This window comes from Streptomyces sp. NPDC035033 (assembly GCF_040636735.1).
In the GTDB taxonomy this organism is placed as follows: domain Bacteria; phylum Actinomycetota; class Actinomycetes; order Streptomycetales; family Streptomycetaceae; genus Streptomyces.
The window spans coordinates 19609-39859 of record NZ_JBEZUZ010000032.1; the positions used below are offsets into that span (position 1 = coordinate 19609).

The window sequence follows — 20251 nt, forward strand, 5'->3', positions numbered from 1 at the left end:
CCGGACCAAGATCGATAGTATTGTCCGCAATGTACGCCATTGTGTGATGACCGGAGGCCGTCATGAAGCACCTGAAGTACGAGCGGAAGCGTTCGCTCTCCCGGGCGGAGGCAGCCGACCAGCTGTCGGCCCTCGCCGACGCGCTCAGGGCGGGCGGCGAGGCCGAACTCCACATGGGCGGGGGCGTCCTGAACCTCCGGATCCCCGAGGAACTCCGCGGCGAGATCGAGCTGTCCGTCGAGGACGGCGAGGTCGAGGTGGAGGTGGAGCTCAAGTGGCCCATCGCCGACGACCGGAAGCCCCGCGCGAAGGGCGGGGCGGCGGCGGAGAAGCCGGCCTCCAGGAAGTCCCCCAAGAAGCCCGTGGTGGAGAAGGCGCCCGCGAAGAAGGGGTCCGAGAAGGCGCCCGAGAAGAAGGCCCAGGCGAAGAAGACTCCGGCGAAGAAGACTCCGGCGAAGAAGACTCCGGAGAAGAAGGCGTCCGCCGAGAAGACCGCCGCCGAGAACTCCACGGCGAAGAAGGCCGCGGTGAAGAAGCCCGTGGCGAAGAAGGCCGTCGCCAAGAAGGCCGCGGGCAAGAAGGCGTCCGCGAAGTAGGACCCCGTCGAGCGGTTCCGGCGGCTCGACGGGGGCCGGGCGGCGGTCGCGTCAGCAGCTGACGGTGCCCCTGCGCAGGGCGTGGCCGCCGGTGTTGGAGTCGTCGGACCAGTGGACGGGCTTGACGCCGGCCACGCACTCGTCGGCGCCCGCGAGGGCGAAGCCCTCGTTGTTGAGGTCGGGCATGCCGGCGGGGCGGGCGTAGGCGGCGGTGACGGCGAAGGCGCCGGAGGCGTCCACCTTCAGCGTCCGGTGCTGCCCGCCGCAGGTGTTGTCGCACACGGCCCAGAGCCGGGACGCCCCGGGCTCCCACTGGACCTCCATGACGCCGGTCATCCCGGTGCCCGCCGAGGTGACGCGGGTGAAGGCCCCGGAGTCCTGGAGGACGTACCCGTGGACCGTCCCCGTCCCCTCCACGGCGACGAAGAAGACGCCTCCGCCGTGCGGCCCGTAGCCCGCCGGGTCGTAGGGGGCGCCGGTCGAGGCGTCCGTGAGGCCGGCGCCGGTGAGCGCGGCGTCGGGGATCCAGGTGATCCCCTCGAAGCCGAGGTTGGAGCCGGTCGCCGGCAGGTCCGCGGTGAGGTTCCACTCGCGGGCGGCGGTCAGCGCGGAGCCCGTACCGGAGACGTCGTAGCGCAGCACGGACAGGCGGCTGGTGCCGGACGCGTCGCCGTTCCGCTCGCCGGCGACGAACACCCCGCCCGCGGCGCCCGCTCCGGTGACCGTCACGCCCTCGCCGTCGGGGGTGCCCGAACCGCCGGGGTAGCGCAGGGCCTTGCCCGAGGCCCAGCCGCCGCCCGTGTCGGGGGTCCATCCGCCGGCGCCGTCCCGGACCAGCCGCCACAGCTTCCCGCTGTTCTGCGCGGCCCACAGCACGTTCCCCTCCTGATGGAGGCCGCTCAGGTCGCCGCCGAACGCGTTCGCCGCGTCCGCCGTGGCCACCGCGCTCCCGCCGGGCCAGGCCGCCGGCGTCGTGCCGCCGCCGGTCCCGCCGCAGGCGTTGGCCGCGCCGAGCGTGACGGCCGCCGCCCGGAACGCCCCGGTGCCGTCGGGGCAGCGGGACCAGGAGGGTGAGGAGTGGCCGCTCCAGGAGTGGCCGTCCACGAGGGTGCTGCCGTCGGGCAGGTACAGCCGGGCCTTGTCGCTGGAGCCGAGCCCGAACCTCCCGTGCACGTCGAAGGCGCGGAACCCGCCCGGGGCCAGGACGGTGCCGGAGGCGATCGTGTACTTCGAGCCGTTGTCGTCGTCCTTGAGGATCCAGCCGGAGACGTCGACCGCCGAGGCGCCCTTGTTGTACAGCTCGATCGAGTCCTCGACGGACCCGGTCGTGACGACCTCGTTGACGCGGACGTCGTCGGCGGGCGCGGCCTGCGCCGGCGCGGCGGTCGTCATGCCGAGGGCGAGGGCCGGGACGACGGCGAGGGCGAGGGCGAGGTCGCGGCGCCGGCGGCGTACGCGCGAAACGGTCACGGAAGTCCGTCCTGGGGGTCGAAGGGCCAGAGCGGCACGACGGTCCCGGTCCCGCCCGAACACCGGGCCTCCGCCCCGGGTTCCCTCCGTGAACACCGGCCGAAGCCTCTCCCCGCCCGGACGCCGCAGAAGCTCTTCACTTGTATACCAAAACTTGCTGCATCGGAGGCTACCTCAACCCCTGGTTGCGGTACCGGAGCCTAACTCCCTGTTTCGAGGCGCTCTGTCGACCGGTACCCCTTGTTCCGCATCCTGTACTTGGTATACAAAACGGGGACCCGTGGTCGCCCTGCCCCGAGGAGTAGCCCCATGCGCGTCGACGCCACCCGGCCGGTCCCCTCCGGCCTGGCCCGCCGCGGCCTCCTCGCCGGAGCCGCCGTGCTCGCGGACCTGTCGCTCCTCAGGGCCCCGGCCCGCGTGGTCCGCGCGGGCATCCCGCTCTGACCCCGGCCTCCCCGCGTCCCCCCCCACACACACAGCCCCCGCCCCCCTTTCCTTCCAAGGAGTTCCCATGCAGCAGTCCTCGGCTCCCACCGGCGCGCTGTCGCGCCGCTCGATGCTGGCCGGTGCGGCGGCGCTCGCGGGCACGACGGCGGCCGCGGCCGTCACCGCGTCCTCCGCCTTCGCCGCCACGCCGGCGGCCGCGCCCGGGGCCGCGGGCCCGGCGGACCGCGGCTCCCGCCCCGTCGTCTTCCGCGACGTCCGCCCGTTCGGCGGGGCGGCCACGGACCTGGTGGTCGTCGACGGCAGGATCACCGACGGCCCGGCGCCCCGGGGCGCGAAGGTCGTGGCCGGCGGCGGCCGGATAGCGCTCCCGTCCCTGGTGGACGCCCACATCCACCCCGACAAGACGACGTGGGGCGGCGACTGGGTGTCCCGGCGCCCGGCCAGGACGATCGCCGACTACGTCGAGCAGGACGTGGAGCTCTTCCGGGCCCAGACCCGCTCGGTGGCGGAGCGCGCGTACGGCCTGATGAGCCACGCCGTCAGCCGCGGCACGCGGGGCATGCGCGCCCACGCCGACGTGGCCCCCGCGTACGGCCTGGCCGGGGTCGAGGGCCTGGTCGAGGCCCGCCGGCGCCTCGCCCACGCGCTCGACGTGCAGATCGTCGCCTTTCCGCAGCACGGGGTGATCCGGACGCCCGGCACCGCCCGCCTCCTGGAGGAGGGCGCCCGCCGCGGCATCGTCGACATGATCGGCGGCATCGACCCCATCGGCTTCGACCACGCCCTCGACGAGCACCTCGACACCGTCTTCGGCATCGCGGACCGGCACGGCGTCGGCGTCGACATCCACCTGCACGACGGGGGAGAGGAGGGCGTCAGCGCCCTCCGCGGCATCATCGACCGCACCCGTGCCCTGTCCCTCGCCGGCAAGGTGACGGTCAGTCACGTCTTCTGCCTGCCGGGCCTGTCCGACCGGGAGCTCGGCGCCCTCGCGGCCGACCTCGCCGACCAGGACATCGCCCTCACCACCGTGGCCCCCTCCCGGGACCTCGTCCTCCCGATCGCCCGGCTGCGCGAGCACGGCGTCCGCGTCGGCCTCGGCTCCGACGGCGTGCGCGACTCCTGGAGCCCCTTCGGCAACGCCGACATGCTGCACCGCGCCCACATCCTCGGCTGGGTGACCGACGTGCGCCTCGACGAGGAACTGGCCGACTGCTACCGCGCGGCCGCCCACGGCGGCGCCGACGTGATGGGCCTCCCGCACGCCGACCTCGCCCCCGGCGCCCCCGCCGACTTCGTCCTGGTGCGGGGCCAGGGGCTGCCCCAGGTCGTCGTCGACATGCCGCAGCGCGACCTGGTCGTCCACGGCGGCGTGGTCGTGGCCCGGGACGGCGAGTTCCTGGCCTGACGGACGCGCCGGCGCCGCGGGCCGCCGGTCCCGCTCCCGTCACCGCCCGTGCCCCGTCCTCCCGGACGGGGCACGGGCGGTGACGTACCGTCAGCAGCCGCCGCAGTTGTAGAAGGTGACGTCCCAGTGGTTGCCCTCGTCGGCGTAGACGTTGCCGGCGCCGGAGCGCCACTGCGGGGCGCCGTCGCCGCGCACGCCGATGTAGGTGAAGGTGTTCTTGATGTAGTTGCCGAGGCACGTGTACTTGCTGAAGTCCAGCTTGTAGCCGTTCCAGTGCGAGTAGGTGCCGCTCGCGTGGCCGGTCTCGGTGCCGCCGGTGATGTTCAGCGCGCAGCCGCTGGCGCTCTTGAGGGTCTGGGCGCCCTGGGCGGTGGCGAGGTTGAGCTGTTCGAAGGACGTGCACGTGGAGTTGTACCGGTCCGAACAGCCGCCGGAGGAGGACCAGGTGATGCCGGAGCTGCGGAACATGGACGTCGCCGTGGAGTGGCTGATCTTGGTGACGGCGTGGGCGTCGGCGGCGGTCGTGAGGGCGCCGAAGCCGGGGGCGAACAGGGCGCCGAGCACGAGGGCCACGGCCGTGAGGACGGAGCGGAGCTTCACGTAGTTCCTCCTGGAGTGCGGTGAGGGACCGGTGCGGGCGGGCGGCGGGCAGGGAACGTCTCTACGCGCGTCACGCACCGGCCGGCGATCGTCGCCGAGGACGGAGTGACTGGAGCGTCACTCTTGTACCAGGGAGGGCGCCCCGCCGGATAGACGGCCGGAACGGTCCGTTCGGCCGGGTCGGCGACCGGGGGAGGACCTCCTTCCGCGCGAGGTCGCGATCCGGCCAGTGTGCGGAGCCCCGTAAATTCGGACCACTGCCCCGTACCGCCCGCGCCGGAGCCGGTCCGCCGTCCGCCGGGCCGGTGCGCGGCGGCGCCGGGAGGCCGTGGCGCGGGGGAGCGGAGCCCCGGCCTCTGAGCTGCAAGATGTCTCGGTAATTTTCTGACACGGCTTCACGGGGCGTGCGGGTGAGGGGGCTTGTCGGCGCGGGGTGCCCGCGGTGAAGGGTGGACGCGCGTAGAGCGGCCGAAAGTGCGCCTTGCAGCGTTCCCGGGCGGAGTCGAGGATTCCCCCAGCGATTGTCAGGTTCATGGCGGCACTTGCCGTCGATCGCGCTCCACACCGAGCCGCCCACCCAGCGGCCCGCCCCCCATTGGAGGACTCGATGAACCGTTCGTCCCGCAGCGGCGGCCTCACCAAGGGCACCCGCCTGCTCGCCGTCCTCGGCGCCCTCGTGGCCGCTTCCGCCCTGGCCGCGCCCGCCTCCTCGGCACAGCCCGACCCCGCGCGCGCCACCGCCACCGCACTGGCCGCCGCCGGCGACGCCGTACTCCGGGCCGACGTCGCCGGCACCGCCTGGTACACCGACCAGGCCACCGGCAAGGTGGTCGTCACCGTCGACTCGACCGTCTCGCAGGCCGGGATCGCCTCCCTCCGCAAGGCCGCCGGCGACAACGCCGACAAGCTGCGGATCGAGCGGACCCCCGGCAAGATCAACAAGCTCATCGCGGGCGGCCAGGCCATCTACTCCGGCGGCGGCCGCTGCTCCCTCGGCTTCAACGTCCGCAGCGGCTCCACCTACTACGCCCTGACGGCCGGTCACTGCACCGACTCCGGGAGCACCTGGTACACCAACTCCGCCAACACCGCCCTGCTGGGCAGCCGCGCCGGCTCCAGCTTCCCCACCAACGACTACGGCATCATCCGCCACTCCAACGCCTCCGCCGCCGACGGCCGCGTCTACCTCTACAACGGCAGCTACCGGGACATCACCGGCGCCGGCAACGCCTACGTCGGCCAGTCCGTCCAGCGCAGCGGCAGCACCACCGGCCTGCGCGGCGGCACCGTCACCGGCCTCAACGCCACCGTCAACTACGGCAACGGCGACATCGTCTACGGTCTGATCCAGACCAACGTCTGCGCCGAGCCCGGCGACAGCGGCGGCGCGATGTTCTCCGGCTCCACCGCCCTGGGGCTCACCTCCGGCGGCAGCGGCAACTGCTCCTCCGGCGGCACCACGTTCTTCCAGCCCGTGACGGAGGCCCTCAACGCCTACGGCGTCAGCGTCTTCTGACCCGGCCCCACCCCGCCCGTCCTCCCCGCCGGCCGTTCGTCGGCGGGGAGGACGGCACGGACGGCATGGACGGGAGGCGCCGGGGTACGCGCAGCACATCCAACCCCCAAGGGAGGGAACGACCATGGGCCTTGGACTGTGCATCATCCTGATCGCGGTCGGAGCCATCCTCACCTTCGCGGCCGACTGGGAGGTCGACACGGTCGACCTCGACCTGGTCGGTCTGATCCTCATGGCGGTCGGCATCATCGGAACGGCCGTCTACACCAGCATCCTGCGCCGGCGCCGGGCGATCGTCCCTCCCGTCGCCCCCACGACGACCGAGGACGACCGGCGCGACCTGCTCTGAGGCGCGGAGCGCGGACCGGTCCCCGGGCGGGCGGCCGTCACCGGCCCTCGCCCGGGGCCGGTCTCACTCCGACTCCCCGGCCGGGACGTCCAGCCCGGCCGCGCGGGCCGCCTCGGCGAGGACCCCGCGCAGCATCCGGGGGGTGAGCCGGCCGGTGAACACGTTGCGCTGACTGACGTGGTAGCAGCCGAAGACCGACAGCGGCCCGTCCGCCGCCGGCCCGTCCGCCGGCGCGAGCGCGATCCGGACGCCGTGGCCGAAGGCGGGCCGGGGCCGGGGCACGGACCACCCCGCGTCGCGCAGGACCGGCAGCACGGCCTGCCAGCCGAAGCCGCCCAGCACGACGACGGAGCGCAGCGTCGGGCGGAGCAGCTCCAGCTCCCGGGCGAGCCACGGCCGGCACGTGTCCCGCTCGCCGGGCGTGGGGCGGTTGTCGGGCGGCGCGCAGTGCACGGGGGCCGTGACCCTGACGCCGTACAGTTCCAGCCCGTCGTCCCGGCCCGTCACCGTCGGCCGCGAGGCGAGTCCGAGCCCGTGCAGCGTCGCGTACAGCAGGTCGCCCGCCCGGTCGCCGGTGAACATCCGGCCGGTGCGGTTCCCGCCGTGCGCGGCGGGCGCGAGCCCGACGACCGCCAGGGCGGCGTCCGGGGGCCCGAACCCCGGCACCGGGCGCCCCCAGTACTCCTGGTCGCGGAACGCGGCCCGCTTCACCCGCGCGGTCTCCTCCCGCCACGCCACCAGCCGGGGACAGGCCCGGCACCGCGTCAGCCGCGCGTCCAGCCCGGCGAGCGTCGGCGCCCCGGCGCCCGCCCGCGCCGGCCAGGAGGCGGCATCGGTCATGGCGGTCTCCTTCCCGGCCGCGCGTGGGGCGCGGTCCCTCCCCCTGTTGTACCCGTCCCCGGCCGGGCCGTACGGGCGGCGCGGGGCGGGAGGAGGAGGGAGGGGGAGTGGGCGTGCGGGACGGGGGTAGGCGCCGGACCGGTCACGAGATCACGACGACGCGTCAGGAGGGCCGATGAGCACACCGTCACCGAACGACCCCGTCCCCCCGAGCCCCACGCCCCCGCCCGGACCGGGACCGGCCCCCGGCCCGGGCCCGCTGCCGGGCCCGGTTCCCGGCCCCGGCGGACCGGACCCCGTACCGCCCGCCCCGCCGCAGCCCGAGCCCGATCCGCCGTCCCCGGGGCCCGCTCCCGAACCCTTCCCGCAGCCGGGACCGCTGCCCGCGCCGGGCCCCGGCCCGGAACCGGTGACCTGACCCGCTCCGGCCCGGCCCTCCGTGGTCCCCGCCCGGGAACCACGGACGGCCGGATCAGACGAGCGGCGGCACGCGCTCTGACGGGGGAGGCGGCCCGGGCGGCGTGCCGTCGCCGAACGGCCGCCCGCCGAGCTCCTCCCGCCCGTGCGGGGAGAGCCAGCCCCGCGGGTCCGGTCCCCGCGGCACGATCCCGGTCGGGTTGATGTCGCGGTGGACGACGTAGTAGTGCTCCTTGATCTGCGCGAAGTCGACGGTGTCGCCGAAGCCGGGCGTCTGGAACAGGTCCCGCGCGTACCCCCACAGGGCGGGCAGCTCGGTCAGCTTCTGCCGGTTGCACTTGAAGTGGCCGTGGTAGACGGCGTCGAAGCGCACCAGGGTGGGGAAGAGGCGGACGTCGGCCTCGGTGATCGTGTCGCCGACCAGATAGCGCCGGCCGCCGAGCCGCTCCTCCAGGGCGTCCAGCCGCTCCCACAACCGCCGGTAGGCCTCGTCGTACGCCTCCTGGGAGCGGGCGAAACCGCACCGGTAGACGCCGTCGTTGACGTCCCGGTAGACGGCGGCCGCCACCTCGTCGATCTCGTCGCGCCACCGCTCGGGGTACAGGTCGGGCGCGCCGTCCCGCTGGTGGGCCCGCCACTGACTGCCCAGGTCGAGCGTGATCCGCTCGAAGTCGTTGGTCACCACCTCGCCGCTGGGGACGTCGACGATCGCCGGCACGGTGACGCCGCGCGCGTAGCCGGGCTCGCGCCGCTCGTACGCCTCCCGCAGCCGCTCGATGCCGAGGACCGGGTCCCGGCCGCCCGGATCCAGGTGGAACGACCAGCTGCGCTCGTCGTGCACGGGTCCCGCGACGCCCATCGGGAGCACGTCCTCCAGACCCATCAGCCGCCGGACGATCGCGGCCCGGTTCGCCCACGGACAGGCGCGGGCGATGACCAGCCGGTAACGCCCGGGCTCCACGGGCCGGCCGTCCCTCCCGTCGGCGGTGATGCGGGTGGTGAGGTAGTTCCGGTCGCGCTCGTACGCGCCTTCGGCGGCCATGCCGGGCGGCTACCCGCACCGGCCCGGCGTACGCACGGCGCCCGCCGTCCGCCGGGAGCCGGCGCATCCACGCGCCCCTTTGCCGGCGTACCCGCGCGCCCCCCTTGTCGGCGCACCCATGTGCCCTCTTATGGGGCAAAACGGGAGGAAACGTGGATGTTCGATCGGTCCTCGGGTAGGCGCTCCCAGGTCCCCGCCGACCCCTTCTCCCAGGAGCACCGCATGACCGCCCATGAAGAGTCCCGCCTCCCCGACCCCCGGACGAGGGGACCGCGACCGCCGCAGCCCGAGCAGCGGCAGTCGCCCCCCGGCAGCACCGAGGCCATGGAGCCCCGCCCCGACCACGGGGAGGAGAGCTACCGCGGCCACGACCAGCTCCTCGACCGCGCGGCGGTCGTGACCGGCGGCGACTCGGGGATCGGCCGGGCCGTCTGCCTGGCGTTCGCGCGCGAGGGGGCCGACGTGCTCTTCACCCACCTGCCCGAGGAGCAGGAGGACGCCGCCGAGACCGCCCGGCTCGTCCGCGAGGCGGGCCGCACCGCCGTGTCCGTCGCCTGCGACCTCCGCGACGAGCGGCAGTGCGAGGTGCTGGTCGAGCGGGCGGTGGACGCCTTCGGCCGCATCGACCTCCTCGTGAACAACGCCGCCTACCAGATGGCGCAGCCGGACGGCATCGAGGCCATCACCACGGAGCAGTTCGACCGGGTGATGAAGACGAACCTCTACGGCATGTTCTGGCTCACCCGCGCGGCCCTCGCCCACATGCCGCGCGGCGGCTGCGTCATCAACACCACGTCGGTCCAGGCCTACCGGCCCAGCCCCCACCTGCTGGACTACGCGATGACGAAGGCGGCCATCGTCTCCTTCACCCACAACCTGGCCCAGGCGCTGGCCGAGCGGGGCATCCGCGTGAACGCCGTCGCGCCGGGACCGGTGTGGACGCCGCTGATCCCGTCCACCATGCCCGACGTCGAGGACTTCGGGCGCCAGGCGCCGCTCGGGCGGGCGGCCCAGCCGGCCGAGATGGCGCCCGCCTACGTCTTCCTGGCGTCGCCCGGGGCCACGTACATCACCGGCGAGATCGTCAACGCCACGGGCGGCACGCCCCTGCCCTGACGGACGCGCCGCCGCCCCGACCGGGCGGGGCGGGGCGGCGGCGCGTCCGGGGCGGGACCGGCTCAGCCCGGGGTCGCCGCCGTGGCCCGGTCCGCCGCCCTGGGGGCGGGCACCCTGGCGGGCAGCGGGATCCGGGCGCAGCGGGCGCCGAGCGCCACGAGCAGCCCGGTGGGCAGGAAGACCGCGTCGCACACGACCATCGACAGCGAGAGGAAGGGGATGCCGAGGACCACCGCGATGCCCAGGTGCTCCACGATCATCACGGCGAGCAGGACGTTCTTCAGCCTGCGGTGGAACAGCGTGAACGGGAACGCCACCTGCACGATCACGGTCCCGTAGGTCAGGGCCAGGACCAGCAGGGTCTGCGAGGCGAGGAAGCCCGAGAGCGCCGGCCAGGGCGCGAAGTAGTCCAGGTGCAGGGCGTAGTAGAGGGCGCTGCCCTCCTGCCAGCGGCTGCCCTGGATCTTGTACCAGCCCGCCGTCGCGTAGATCAGGCACACCTGCGCGGCGACGACGAGCATCGCGGAGTTGTGCAGCATCGAGGCTGCGGCGTCCAGGACGGCCCGCGCCTCGTGGCGCGGGAACCAGCGGCCGGCGGCGTACCAGACGGCGTGGCCGGCCCACAGGATCCAGAGGACGACGGCCCAGCCCCGGGTGGAGTCGTGACCGGTCAGCGTGACGAGGGGCGCGACGGCCAGCGCCCACAGGACGAGCCCCGGGATGTCGAAGGCGGCCCAGGAGCCACGGGCGGTCTCCTCCTCGCCCCCGTCCGCGCCCTCCTCCCCGTCCCGCCGCCGGCGTGCGCGGCGCGCGTCGAGGGACCACACCTCGGCGCAGCGGAGGAAGACCAGGTAGATGACCATGATGCGGAGGACGTTGTCGCCGCCGTCGCCCACCAGGTTGTTGCGGTTCTCCAGCGAGAGCAGGCCCACCATGAGGAGGACGGACGCGGTCCGGGTGCGCCAGCCCAGCAGGACGGCGACGGCGGCGGCCATCGCCAGGGCGTAGACGGTCTCGAACCAGAGCTGCCCGTCGCTCCAGAGGAGGACGGTGAGGCTGCCCTCCTCCTCGACCAGGATCCGGGCCAGGTCGGACGAGAGGGGGCTGCGGTTCCCGTACAGGACGTGGCGGTGGGGCCACTCGCGCAGCAGGAAGGCGAGGCAGACGGCGGCGAGGCCGATGCGCAGGACGGCGGCCTGGTACGGCGCCCGCACCGTCGTGACGGCCGGCAGCAGCCGCGCGAGGCGTCCGGCGGGGCCGGGGAGGAGGGTCGAGCGGTTCATGTCACAGCTTCCTGAAGTCCTGCGGGGCCACCGGCCACCAGGGGAGCATCCGGTACTCGGTCGTGTCCGGCGGCGCCTCCCGGCTCCAGGCCGGCGGGTCGATCAGCGTGTAGCGGCCGGCGACCTGCATCGAGGTGATCCGTCCGCCCTCCCAGGTGTCTCCCACCCGCTGGAGGACCACGCGCTTGAGGTAGGCGCCGGTCAGCTCGCCCCGCACGCCCTTGGGCAGGTCGCCCTGGACGCTGTGGGTGGCGACGTACGAGTCCCAGGCCCTGCGGAGCATGTTCTGGTCCACGTGGCTCGGCGCGATGTTGGCGCGGATCGTCGCGATGTCCCGGTCCGTGAGGTTGATCCAGTCGGAGAGCCGGGGACGGCCGTTCGCGTCGACCGTGGTCACCCGGACGCCGACGGCGTCGTTGCGCTGCATGGGGTTGGGGGCGAACAGCTTCCAGTCCTGCCCGAACTCGGGCTGGACGTAGGCGTTGATCCCCTCGCGGTGGTGCACGCTGACGGCGTTGGCCGGCGCCACGCTGAGGAAGACGAACGCCAGATGGGCGAGGAGGGCGCCGCTCAGCGCCAGCGCCGTGACCGCGAGCGCGACCACCGACGCGGGGGACCACCGGGCGGGGTGCCTCGGTTCTCGCATCATGCTCCTTGGACGGGTCGTGCTCCTCGCGCGGGGCGGCCCGTGCGCAGTCATCGGCGTTCTGCGCACGGGCCGCACCTGCTCGGAGGAGTCGTCGGCAGCTACGTCACGCTGCCGGGGCGGTGCTTAGAGCGGGCAGTTGTCGACGCGGACGCCCTGGTAGTTGATGCGCGGGTCCACGTCGCTCAGGTAGTCGGCGACGCGGTTGGCCGCTCCGCCGCCGTACCACTGCGGGTTGTCGACGACCTGGAAGAGGGTCGGGTTCGTCGGCGCGTTGTTCATGACGCCGTTGTTCGTCCGCGCCGGCGGGGCGCCGAACACGGAGCTGTACAGCGTGGTGGTCGGGACCGGCCACTCCTCCGGGTGGTTCTTCCAGAAGCCGGGCGAGCACCACTCGGCGTCCCCGGGCGGGGTCGACGTGCCGTCGGTGCCGTCGGTCCCGTTCGTGCCGTCGGTTCCGTTGGTGCCGTCGGTTCCGTTGGTTCCGTCGGTCCCGTTGGTGCCGACGAGACCGATCAGACCGTTGGTGCCGATGAGGCCCACGTCACCGATGATCTTCGGAGCGAAGACCGCGTTCTGGGTGCAGTAGCCGAACGTGCCCTTGCAGCTGTGGCTCAGGTTGTGCTTCGACTTGTCGATGACGACGTGGTCGCCACCCTTGTCGTGCCCCTCGCCCCCGGCGCCGTGGCGGACGTGCGCGGTCGCGTCGACGGTGCCGCCGAGTGCCTGGGAGGCGGTCACGGTGCCCAGCGAGAGGGCACCTACCGAGAACGCGATGAGCAAACCGCGGAAGTACCGCATGGAGTGTCTGTCCTTTCGTCCGGCGGGAAGGAGCTCCCGCCCTAGTCGCACCTAACCAACAAGGGCGCCCGCAGGTGACGACATGGAACACCAACTCCCCTGTACGGCCCTGGCGTTGTGATTACCGGAGGGCTGGGCCGTCGGGAGGAGGGGAGGCGGGGCATCCCGGTGATTCGGATGCCAAGCCGATCAGCCGACACCGCGGCCGGACCTGCGCGGCCGTCCCGGACGGCGGAGCGCCAGGGGAGCGCGCGCGTCCCTCCGGCAAGAGGCCCCGTTCGGCCCACCGCCGTATCGGTGGGATGACCGATGTGCGGCGGGGCCGGGCGCGGCCATAGTCCTCGGAGATCGTTCGCGGGCGCCCGTGGCGCGCCCGGCTCTCGAAAGGACCCTCTGTGGACACGTATGCGGATCTGGTGTTTGTCGGCGGCCGGGTGGTCACGGTCGACGCGGAGTTCTCCGTCGCCGAGGCCCTGGCGGTGACCGGTCCGGTCATCAGCGCCGTGGGCTCCCGGGAGGACGTCGCCCCCCTCGTCGGACCCGGCACCCGCGTCGTCGACCTGAAGGGGGCCACGCTGCTCCCCGGCATCAACGACTCCCACCTGCACGGCTGCGCCTTCGGCACGGCGACGCCGCCGCTCTCGCTCGATCTCGGCCACCCCGCCGTCTCCTCCCTCGCCGACGTGGCCGAGGCGGTGCGGGAGGCCGCCGGGCGGGTCCCGGCCGGACGGTGGATCACCGGCCACGGCTGGGACACCGGCTACCTCGCCGAGTGCGCCGCCGACCCCGCCCGGCAGCCCTCGCGGCACGACATCGACGCCGTCAGCCCCGACCACCCCGTCGTCCTGTACTCCTTCTCCGGCCACGCCACCTGGGTCAACTCCAAGGCGCTGGAGCTCCTCGGGGTCGACCGCCACACCGTCGCCCCGCCCGGCGGCGCCATCGTCGCGGACGAGACCGGGGAGCCGACCGGCCTGCTCCACGAGGGCGCCCAGGACCTCGTCCAGAACGCGCTGCCGCCGCTCACCCGCGAGGAGCTGACCGCCGCGGTCAGGTCGACCCTCACCACGCTCGCCGGGCTCGGCGTGACCAGCTACACCGAGCCCGGCCTCGGCCCCGGCGGCGAGGGCATCATGCGGGGGGTGATGGGCGAGCGGACCCTGGACGTCTACCGCCGGCTGCTGGCCGACGGCGAACTGACCGCCCGCGTCGGCGTCCTGCTCCTGCCCACCGGCATGACCAGCACCTCCGAGGAGTTCGCCCGCAACCTGGACGCGCTCGACGCCGCCGACCGGTCCGGCGGCGCCGACCCGCGCCGACTCGCGATCCACGGGGTGAAGATCTTCGCCGACGGCATCGTCCCCAACAAGACGGCCTGGATGCACGAGCCGTACGTCGGCGGCGGCTGCGGCTCCCTGTGCGTCGGCGGCGAGATCGACGACGAGCGCGTGGCCGAGATCCGCGCCATGATCCGCCACGCCCACGCCGCCGGGCACCAGCTGGGCGTCCACGCCACCGGTGACCGGGCCATCGACACCGTCGCGGACGCCTTCGCCGCGGCCGCCGCCGAGCACCCGAGGAGCGACGCCCGCCACTACGTCATCCACGGCGACTTCCTCACCCCGCACGCCATGAAGGTGCTCGCCGCGCACGACTTCGGCGTCAACATGAACCCCACGATCAAGTGGACCGTCGCCGACATGGAGGAGGAGTTCGTGGGCGCCGGCCGGGCCGCGTACGCGTGGCCGTACCGCGACGCCCTCGACGCCGGCGTGCGGGTCGCGAGCGGTTCCGACGCCCCCGTCACCCACCCCGACTGGCGCCAGGGCGTCGCCACCATGGTCCTGCGCGAGTCGAAGGCCGCCGGCCGGGTCAGCGGCCCGGAGCAGCGCATCGCCCTGGCCGAGGCGATCCGCACGTACACGATCGAGGCGGCCTGGCAGGACTTCGCCGAGGACTGGAAGGGCTCCCTGGAGCCGGGCAAGGTCGCCGACCTGTGCGTGGTCGACGGCGATCTGCTCGGCGCCGACCCCCGCGCCATCCCGGAGATGCCCGTGGTCCTCACCGTCATGGACGGACGGGTCGTGCACGACACCCTGCGCGACTGACCCCCGCGCGGCCGCCCCCCGGGAGACCGGCCCCCGCGTGACCGGCTTCCGCGTGACCCGCTTCTGCGCGTTTGACGGATTCCAGGCAGATGATCATCCTGGGGGGATGGCAGCGCGGCACGACACGGCGGACATCCTGGACGCGGCCCTCCACGTCCGTGAAGCCGCCAGGAGCGCCACGGCCGGCGCGACCGGCGTCGACACGGTCCTGGCGGCGCTGTCGGAGGTGATGGAGCACGACCACGCCTCCCTGACCCGGTGGGACCCGCGGCGGCGCCGCCACACCACCCTCGCCGGGAGCTACCCCGAGGACGCCACGGCCTACATCGAGACCAGCCTCCACCGCGACCCGGTCTTCGCCGTGCTGCGCAGTCCGGACCGGGGCGGCCTCTGGCTCGGCGACGTCCCCGGGGAGCTCCTGGCCGCCTCGCCGGGGTTCCGGGACGTGCTGTCGCCCCTGGGCATCGAGGACGGGGTCGCCCAGTGCCTCTTCGCCGCCGACGGCCGGTACGTCGGCATGCTGAACGTCAGCCTCCGCCGGCCCCGGCGCACCCCCGACCCGGCGCGCGCCGTGGTCACCCTGCTCACCGAGGCCCTCGCCGCGACCGTGGCCTCCTGCCCGGCCCCGCCGCCGGGGGAGCCCGCCACGGCCGGCCCGGGCGACCCGGACGCGGCGGCCCTCCGGCCCGGCGGCCTCTCGCCGCGCGAACTGGAGGTGCTGGCCGAGCTGACGGCCGGGCGCACCAACCGGCAGATCGCCGAACTGCTGTACATCACGCCGCGCACGGTGGGGACCCACATCGAGCACATCCTCGCCAAGCTCGACCTCCCCAACCGGGCGGCCGCCGCGGCCCGGGCCGCCGCCTGGGGCATCCGCTCCACCCGCTGAGACGGAGCCACCGGGAAGGGGAGCACTGAGGGGGGCCGCCGCGACGGGGCCGCTGAGAGGGGAGCCGCCGGGACGGGGGCCGCCGCGAGGGGGCCACGTGTGAACGCTCTGTTGCGGACCCGCCCCCGCCCCACCCGGCACCCTCCGTCAGGGCGCACACTGAGCGGGCGGCAGGGCGACGGGAGCGGGCGGTGGAGTGGACGGTCGGGGCGGGCGTGGCGGCCGGCCTGCTGATCTCGGTGGTGACCGCGCCGGTCGGCGTGTCGGGCGCGGTGTTCCTGCTCCCGGTCCACCTGAGCGTCTTCGGCGTGCCGAACCCGGCGGTCACGCCGACGAACCTGCTGTTCAACGTGGTGGCCGGCCCCGGCGCCCTGTGGCGGTACCGCCGCGACGGCGCGCTGCGCGGCCCGCTGGCCCGCCGCCTCGTCGCCGGGACGCTGCCCGGCGTCGTCGCCGGCGCCGTGATCCGCGTGTACGCCCTCCCCGGCCCGGCCGTCTACCGGCCCCTCGTCGCCGCGCTCCACCTCCCGCTGGGGGCGTGGCTCTGCGCCCGCACCCTCCTCCCGGCCCGCCGGCCGCGCCCGGCCGCCGCGACCGGGGAGCCGTCCCCCGCCGCGCTCACCGCCCTCGCCCTCGCGGTCGGCGTCGTCGGGGGCGTCTACGGCATCGGGGGCGGCTCGCTCGTCGGTCCGGTCCTCGTCGCCCGCGGCCTGCCGGTCTCCCGGGTGGCGCCGGCGGCCCTCGCGACCACGTTCGTGACCTCCGTCGTCGGCGCCGCCGCCTACGCCGTCCTCTCCCTGGCCGGCGCCGGCGACATCGCCCCCGACTGGTGGCTGGGCCTGGCCTGCGGTCTCGGCGGCCTCGTGGGCGGCTACCTCGGCGCCCGGCTCCAGCCCAGGCTCCCCGAACGCGTCCTGCGCCTCCTCCTCGGCGCCCTCGCCACCGGCGTCGGCGCCCTGTACGCCGTCCAGGCCCTCGCGTGATCCCGTCCCCGCCCCCGTCCCCGCGTCCGGCGCCCGGAAGGCTCAGCCCGGATCGACGCCCAGACGCTCCGCGACCGAGGTGAGCGCCTTCCCGAGCGGGAGGGCGACCCGGGCGGCGGCGAGCTTGTCGCCCCGGGTGGGATCCCGGTTCACGATGACCACGGGCGTGCCGGCCTCCGCCGCCTGACGGACGAACCGCAGCCCGGACATCACCGTCAGCGACGACCCCAGCACCAGGAGGGAGTCCGCCCCGCGCACCAGCTCCCGGCAGCGCTCCACCCGCTCCGCCGGCACCGTCTCGCCGAAGAACACCACGTCCGGCTTGAGGATCCCGCCGCACACCGCGCACGGCACCACGTGGAAGTCCGCGACCTGCTCGTCCGTGAGGTCGGCGTCGCCGTCGGGGTTGAGCGCCACCGGCACCGGGGCGAACCCCGGATTGGCCTCCGTCAGCCGTCGCGCCAGCTCCCGCCGGGCGCTGACGTCCCCGCAGTCCAGACAGACGACCCGGTCGAGGCCGCCGTGCAGCTCCACGACCCCCTCGCTGCCGGCGGCCTGGTGCAGCCCGTCGACGTTCTGGGTGATCACCCCGGCGAGCAGTCCGTGCCGTCCGAACGCGGCCACCGCCCGGTGCCCGTCGTTGGGCCGCGCCCGCCCGAACGTACGCCACCCGAGGTGGCTGCGCGCCCAGTACCGCCGCCGCGCCCGGGCGCCGCCCGTGAAGTCCTGGTACGTCATCGGCCTGTGCCGGCTCAGGCTGCCGCCCTCCCCCCGGTAGTCCGGGATCCCCGACTCCGTGGAGATCCCGGCCCCGCTGAGCACCAGCACACCCCCCGCCGCCACCGCCTCGACGACCGGCTCCAGGTCCGTCGTCCCCGGCGGGTGGTCCTCGGACGGGGTCCAGTTCAAGGTGGGACGCACGCGCATGCCGCCCAGCGTACGAGTTCCTCCCCGCGGGGGCGGGGAGGCGCCGGGGCGGAAGACGGGGGAGCGAGGGCGGGGGATCAGGAGTGGGACCAGTCCCGGGTGGACAGCACCAGCGCGTACCCGTCCGGGTCCCGGACGGTCACCCCCCAGGTGTCCCAGTAGGGGTTGTGCGCGGGCACCCGCTTCCCGCCGTGGCGTTCGAGCCGGTCCACCAGCGGGGCGGGCACCTCCTCCGCGAGGTACACCACCAGCAGGTCCTCGGGGGTCGGCCGGGGTTCCACCGGGGCGGCGGGGTCGTGGACGAGTTCGAGGTGCCAGGCCGCGTCCGGCCAACCGACCATGAGCAGCGCGTGCCGCCCGGGGGTGCCGTCGGCCTGGTGCCGGTACAGGACGTCGAGCCCGAGCCCCGAGACCCAGAAGCGTTCCGCCGCCGCGAGGTCACGCGACGGGCGGGCGATGCGGACGTGGGCCGTGGCGTCGGCGGGCATGACGCGACCTCCTGGACGGTGCGGTTCCGGTGGACCGGCGGACGCCCCCGAGCGTAGAGAGCCCCCGCCCGTCCGCCCATCGGACGCTGGTCCTAGGGCTGTGGCCCCGGGGGCCGCGGGTCCGCCGGTCCGCCGGTGTCCTCGGTGGCCGTCACGCCCCCGCCGGGGTGTCGGCGTACTTGTCCAGCTCGCGCATCGCCTCGGCGTGGGCGCTCATGCGGCTGCTCACCGTGCCGACGGCGAAGAGGGCGACACCGGCGATCGCCACCGGCACGGACAGGCCGAGGACGGCGAGGGCCTCGGGCCAGTCGCGCTCGTGCGCGCACCACGTGCCGTTGCGGCGGCCCTCGTTGGCCGTGCCGTGATCGGTCAGCAGCCGCGATTCGCACGAGACGGGGTAGTGGTCGTCGGATGTGCGGTCGACCTCGTACGGGGTGAGCAGCAGCAGGGCGCACCAGCCCCACAGGAGCGCGGCCACCGCCAGCAGACCCAGCCCCCAGGCGCTGGTCCGCCGGGCCTTGTCGCGGAAGTCGAGGTCGTAGTCACGTGAGCGCATGGCGGACGAATGTAGCAGCGGGCCCGTGCGGGCGGTCGGGCGCGGTCCCGCCGTGCCGTGCGTGCCGCATGGACATCGCGGGCGCGTGGATCATGATCGTTCCGGTGTCGGACCGGGCGCGCGGCGGAACGCGAGGCTGGGGTCCGGCACTTCGCCCGTCCGGCCACGAGAGAAAGAGGCGGTCCTCTTGGACGTCTTCATGACGGAGAACGGCGCGGTCCGGGGGTTCAGGGCCGCCGACGAGGTCGTCGCCGTACTCGGAATCCCCTACGCCGCGCCGCCGTTCGGCCCGCACCGGTTCCGCGCGCCGGCCCCGGCCGCGCCGTGGGAGGGGGTCCGGGACGGCACGGCCTTCGGGCCGATCGCCCCGCAGTCGGCGGAGCTGCCCGGCGCGCCCGTCTGGTCGCCCGGCGACGAGGACGTCCTCACCGTCAACGTCTGGACCCCGGCCCCCGACGGCGGCCGGCTGCCCGTCCTGGTCTGGCTCCACGGCGGCGCCTACACCTTCGGCTCCTCCGCCCAGCCCGACTTCGACGGCACGGCGCTCGCCCGGGCGGGGCTCGTCGTGGTCACCCTCAACCACCGCCTCGGCTTCGAGGGTTTCGGGCACGTGCCCGACGGCTCCGGCACCGCCGCGGAGGGGACGGCGGGCAGGACGGCCGCCGAGGACGCCGCCCCTCCCCACCCCGACAACCGGGGGCTGCTCGACCAGATCGCGGCCCTGCGCTGGATACGCGACAACATCGCCGCCTTCGGGGGCGACCCCGGCCGCGTGACCCTCGCCGGCCAGTCCTCCGGCGCCACCGCGGTGGCCTGCCTGATGGCGATGGACCGGGCCCGGGGCCTCTTCCACCGCGCCGTCGTCCACAGCCCCGCCAGCCCCTTCCACACCCGTGACATCGCGGCGGCGACCACCCGCGAGATCGCGGCCGCGGCGGGCCGCCCCGCCACCGCCGAGGGCCTGGCGTCGGCGACCCCGCAGGCCCTGGTCGCCGCCTGCGACCGGGTGGTCGACGCCTACCGCCGCGACCCCGCCTCCGGCTCCCGCCACTACGACCCCTCCCTCTTCGCCCCCGTCCTCGACGGCGACACCCTGCCCGCCGACCCCCTCGCGGCGCTCGCCGCCGGCGCGGCCCGGGAGGTGGACCTGCTGGTCTGCCACACCACGGAGGAGTACTGGCTCCTCGACGCCGTCGGCAGCTGTGCGAAGATCACCACCGACGGGGAACTCGCGCGCTTCGCCGAGGACTTCGGCCTCCCCGCCGACCTCGTGTCCGGCTACCGCTCCGCGCTGCCCGGGGCCTCCGTCCCCGACGTCTACCTCACCCTCTTCGGCGACCTCCTCTTCACCGAGTTCGGCAACCGGCTCGCCGAGGCCCACGCGGGGGCCGGCGGCCGGACGTACCTGTCGAGGTTCGACCGCCGGCGCGGGGGAGCGGAAGGAGGGGACGGCCCGGCCGTCCGGGCCTGGCACTGCGCCGACATCCCCTTCGCCTTCGGCAACCTCGCCGACGACCGCCTCTCCTTTCTCGTCGGAGGCGCCCCCACCGCCGAGGACCACGCGCTGTCCCGCCGCATGGTCCGCGCCTGGGCCGGCTTCGCCGCGACCGGCGACCCGGGATGGCCGCCGGCCGGGGACGCCTCCGGGCGCGCCGTCCGGGTCTGGAGGCCCGGGGACCAGCCGGCGGCCTCCCTGCCCACCCCTCCCCGCACCCTCTGGGAGAAGGTCGGCTTCCCCGTCCTGCGGCCGTGACGGCCCCGGCGGGGGC

The 20251-nt window shown here is 74.8% G+C and carries 20 protein-coding genes; 10 read left to right on the plus strand and 10 right to left on the minus strand.

Annotated features, from left to right (window positions below):
* Window positions 1-62 precede the first annotated feature (62 nt).
* Window positions 63-596: an amphi-Trp domain-containing protein gene (locus AB0E83_RS15610; protein ID WP_362110792.1), complete on the plus strand. Its 534-nt coding sequence runs from the start codon at window positions 63-65 to the stop codon at window positions 594-596.
* A 51-nt stretch (window positions 597-647) separates the two neighbouring features.
* On the opposite strand, the gene AB0E83_RS15615 is transcribed toward AB0E83_RS15610, so the two are convergent.
* Window positions 648-2066, minus strand: coding sequence for a lamin tail domain-containing protein (locus AB0E83_RS15615; protein ID WP_362110795.1), 1419 nt, complete (start codon window positions 2064-2066; stop codon window positions 648-650).
* Between the two features lie 309 nt (window positions 2067-2375).
* Between AB0E83_RS15615 and AB0E83_RS15620 the strand changes: the two genes are divergently transcribed.
* Both AB0E83_RS15620 and AB0E83_RS15625 read left to right on the plus strand, forming a co-directional pair.
* Window positions 2376-2510, plus strand: a complete 135-nt coding sequence (locus AB0E83_RS15620) for a hypothetical protein (RefSeq protein ID WP_362110798.1) — start codon at window positions 2376-2378, stop codon at window positions 2508-2510.
* A 67-nt stretch (window positions 2511-2577) separates the two neighbouring features.
* Window positions 2578-3921 carry an amidohydrolase gene (locus AB0E83_RS15625; protein WP_362110801.1) on the plus strand — a complete coding sequence of 448 codons (1344 nt, stop codon included), beginning with the start codon at window positions 2578-2580 and terminating at the stop codon, window positions 3919-3921.
* Between the two features lie 90 nt (window positions 3922-4011).
* On the opposite strand, the gene AB0E83_RS15630 is transcribed toward AB0E83_RS15625, so the two are convergent.
* Window positions 4012-4521: a hypothetical protein gene (locus AB0E83_RS15630; RefSeq protein ID WP_362110804.1), complete on the minus strand. Its 510-nt coding sequence runs from the start codon at window positions 4519-4521 to the stop codon at window positions 4012-4014.
* 607 nt (window positions 4522-5128) lie between these two features.
* On the opposite strand from AB0E83_RS15630, the gene AB0E83_RS15635 reads away from it, so the two are divergent.
* Together AB0E83_RS15635 and AB0E83_RS15640 are read left to right on the plus strand one after the other, a co-directional pair.
* The gene (locus AB0E83_RS15635) at window positions 5129-6037 is read left to right on the plus strand and encodes a S1 family peptidase (protein WP_362110807.1); all 909 of its coding nucleotides are present in this window, start codon (window positions 5129-5131) and stop codon (window positions 6035-6037) included.
* Between the two features lie 124 nt (window positions 6038-6161).
* Entirely contained in the window at window positions 6162-6386 is a 225-nt protein-coding gene (locus tag AB0E83_RS15640) for a DUF6458 family protein (protein ID WP_362110810.1), read from the plus strand.
* Window positions 6387-6449: 63 nt separating this feature from the next.
* On the opposite strand, the gene AB0E83_RS15645 is transcribed toward AB0E83_RS15640, so the two are convergent.
* Both AB0E83_RS15645 and AB0E83_RS15650 read right to left on the minus strand, forming a co-directional pair.
* Window positions 6450-7226: a uracil-DNA glycosylase gene (locus AB0E83_RS15645; RefSeq protein ID WP_362110813.1), complete on the minus strand. Its 777-nt coding sequence runs from the start codon at window positions 7224-7226 to the stop codon at window positions 6450-6452.
* Window positions 7227-7698: 472 nt separating this feature from the next.
* Window positions 7699-8685: a glutathione S-transferase C-terminal domain-containing protein gene (locus AB0E83_RS15650; protein WP_362110815.1), complete on the minus strand. Its 987-nt coding sequence runs from the start codon at window positions 8683-8685 to the stop codon at window positions 7699-7701.
* 222 nt (window positions 8686-8907) lie between these two features.
* On the opposite strand from AB0E83_RS15650, the gene AB0E83_RS15655 reads away from it, so the two are divergent.
* Entirely contained in the window at window positions 8908-9801 is an 894-nt protein-coding gene (locus AB0E83_RS15655; RefSeq protein ID WP_362110818.1) for an SDR family oxidoreductase, read from the plus strand.
* Window positions 9802-9863: 62 nt separating this feature from the next.
* On the opposite strand, the gene AB0E83_RS15660 is transcribed toward AB0E83_RS15655, so the two are convergent.
* The 3 genes from AB0E83_RS15660 to AB0E83_RS15670 form a co-directional block, all read right to left on the minus strand.
* Window positions 9864-11084, minus strand: a complete 1221-nt coding sequence (locus AB0E83_RS15660; RefSeq protein WP_362110821.1) for an HTTM domain-containing protein — start codon at window positions 11082-11084, stop codon at window positions 9864-9866.
* 1 nt (window position 11085) lies between these two features.
* Window positions 11086-11730 (minus strand): DUF5819 family protein, encoded by a 645-nt coding sequence (locus tag AB0E83_RS15665; RefSeq protein WP_362110824.1) that lies wholly within the window; start codon window positions 11728-11730, stop codon window positions 11086-11088.
* Between the two features lie 126 nt (window positions 11731-11856).
* Window positions 11857-12471, minus strand: coding sequence for a hypothetical protein (locus AB0E83_RS15670; RefSeq protein ID WP_362110827.1), 615 nt, complete (start codon window positions 12469-12471; stop codon window positions 11857-11859).
* 455 nt (window positions 12472-12926) lie between these two features.
* On the opposite strand from AB0E83_RS15670, the gene AB0E83_RS15675 reads away from it, so the two are divergent.
* The 3 genes from AB0E83_RS15675 (at window position 12927) to AB0E83_RS15685 (ending at window position 16511) form a co-directional block, all read left to right on the plus strand.
* Window positions 12927-14639, plus strand: a complete 1713-nt coding sequence (locus AB0E83_RS15675; RefSeq protein WP_362110830.1) for an amidohydrolase — start codon at window positions 12927-12929, stop codon at window positions 14637-14639.
* Window positions 14640-14745: 106 nt separating this feature from the next.
* Window positions 14746-15528: a LuxR C-terminal-related transcriptional regulator gene (locus AB0E83_RS15680; RefSeq protein WP_362110833.1), complete on the plus strand. Its 783-nt coding sequence runs from the start codon at window positions 14746-14748 to the stop codon at window positions 15526-15528.
* A 191-nt stretch (window positions 15529-15719) separates the two neighbouring features.
* A complete protein-coding gene (locus tag AB0E83_RS15685) occupies window positions 15720-16511 on the plus strand; it encodes a sulfite exporter TauE/SafE family protein (RefSeq protein WP_362110836.1) in 792 nt (263 codons plus the stop codon).
* A gap of 42 nt (window positions 16512-16553) precedes the next feature.
* On the opposite strand, the gene AB0E83_RS15690 is transcribed toward AB0E83_RS15685, so the two are convergent.
* The 3 genes from AB0E83_RS15690 to AB0E83_RS15700 form a co-directional block, all read right to left on the minus strand.
* Window positions 16554-17438: an NAD-dependent protein deacetylase gene (locus AB0E83_RS15690; protein WP_362110839.1), complete on the minus strand. Its 885-nt coding sequence runs from the start codon at window positions 17436-17438 to the stop codon at window positions 16554-16556.
* Window positions 17439-17515: 77 nt separating this feature from the next.
* Window positions 17516-17926, minus strand: coding sequence for a VOC family protein (locus AB0E83_RS15695; RefSeq protein ID WP_362110842.1), 411 nt, complete (start codon window positions 17924-17926; stop codon window positions 17516-17518).
* A gap of 151 nt (window positions 17927-18077) precedes the next feature.
* Window positions 18078-18482 (minus strand): hypothetical protein, encoded by a 405-nt coding sequence (locus AB0E83_RS15700; RefSeq protein WP_362110845.1) that lies wholly within the window; start codon window positions 18480-18482, stop codon window positions 18078-18080.
* 187 nt (window positions 18483-18669) lie between these two features.
* On the opposite strand from AB0E83_RS15700, the gene AB0E83_RS15705 reads away from it, so the two are divergent.
* Window positions 18670-20235: a carboxylesterase family protein gene (locus AB0E83_RS15705; protein WP_362110848.1), complete on the plus strand. Its 1566-nt coding sequence runs from the start codon at window positions 18670-18672 to the stop codon at window positions 20233-20235.
* Window positions 20236-20251: the final 16 nt, after the last annotated feature.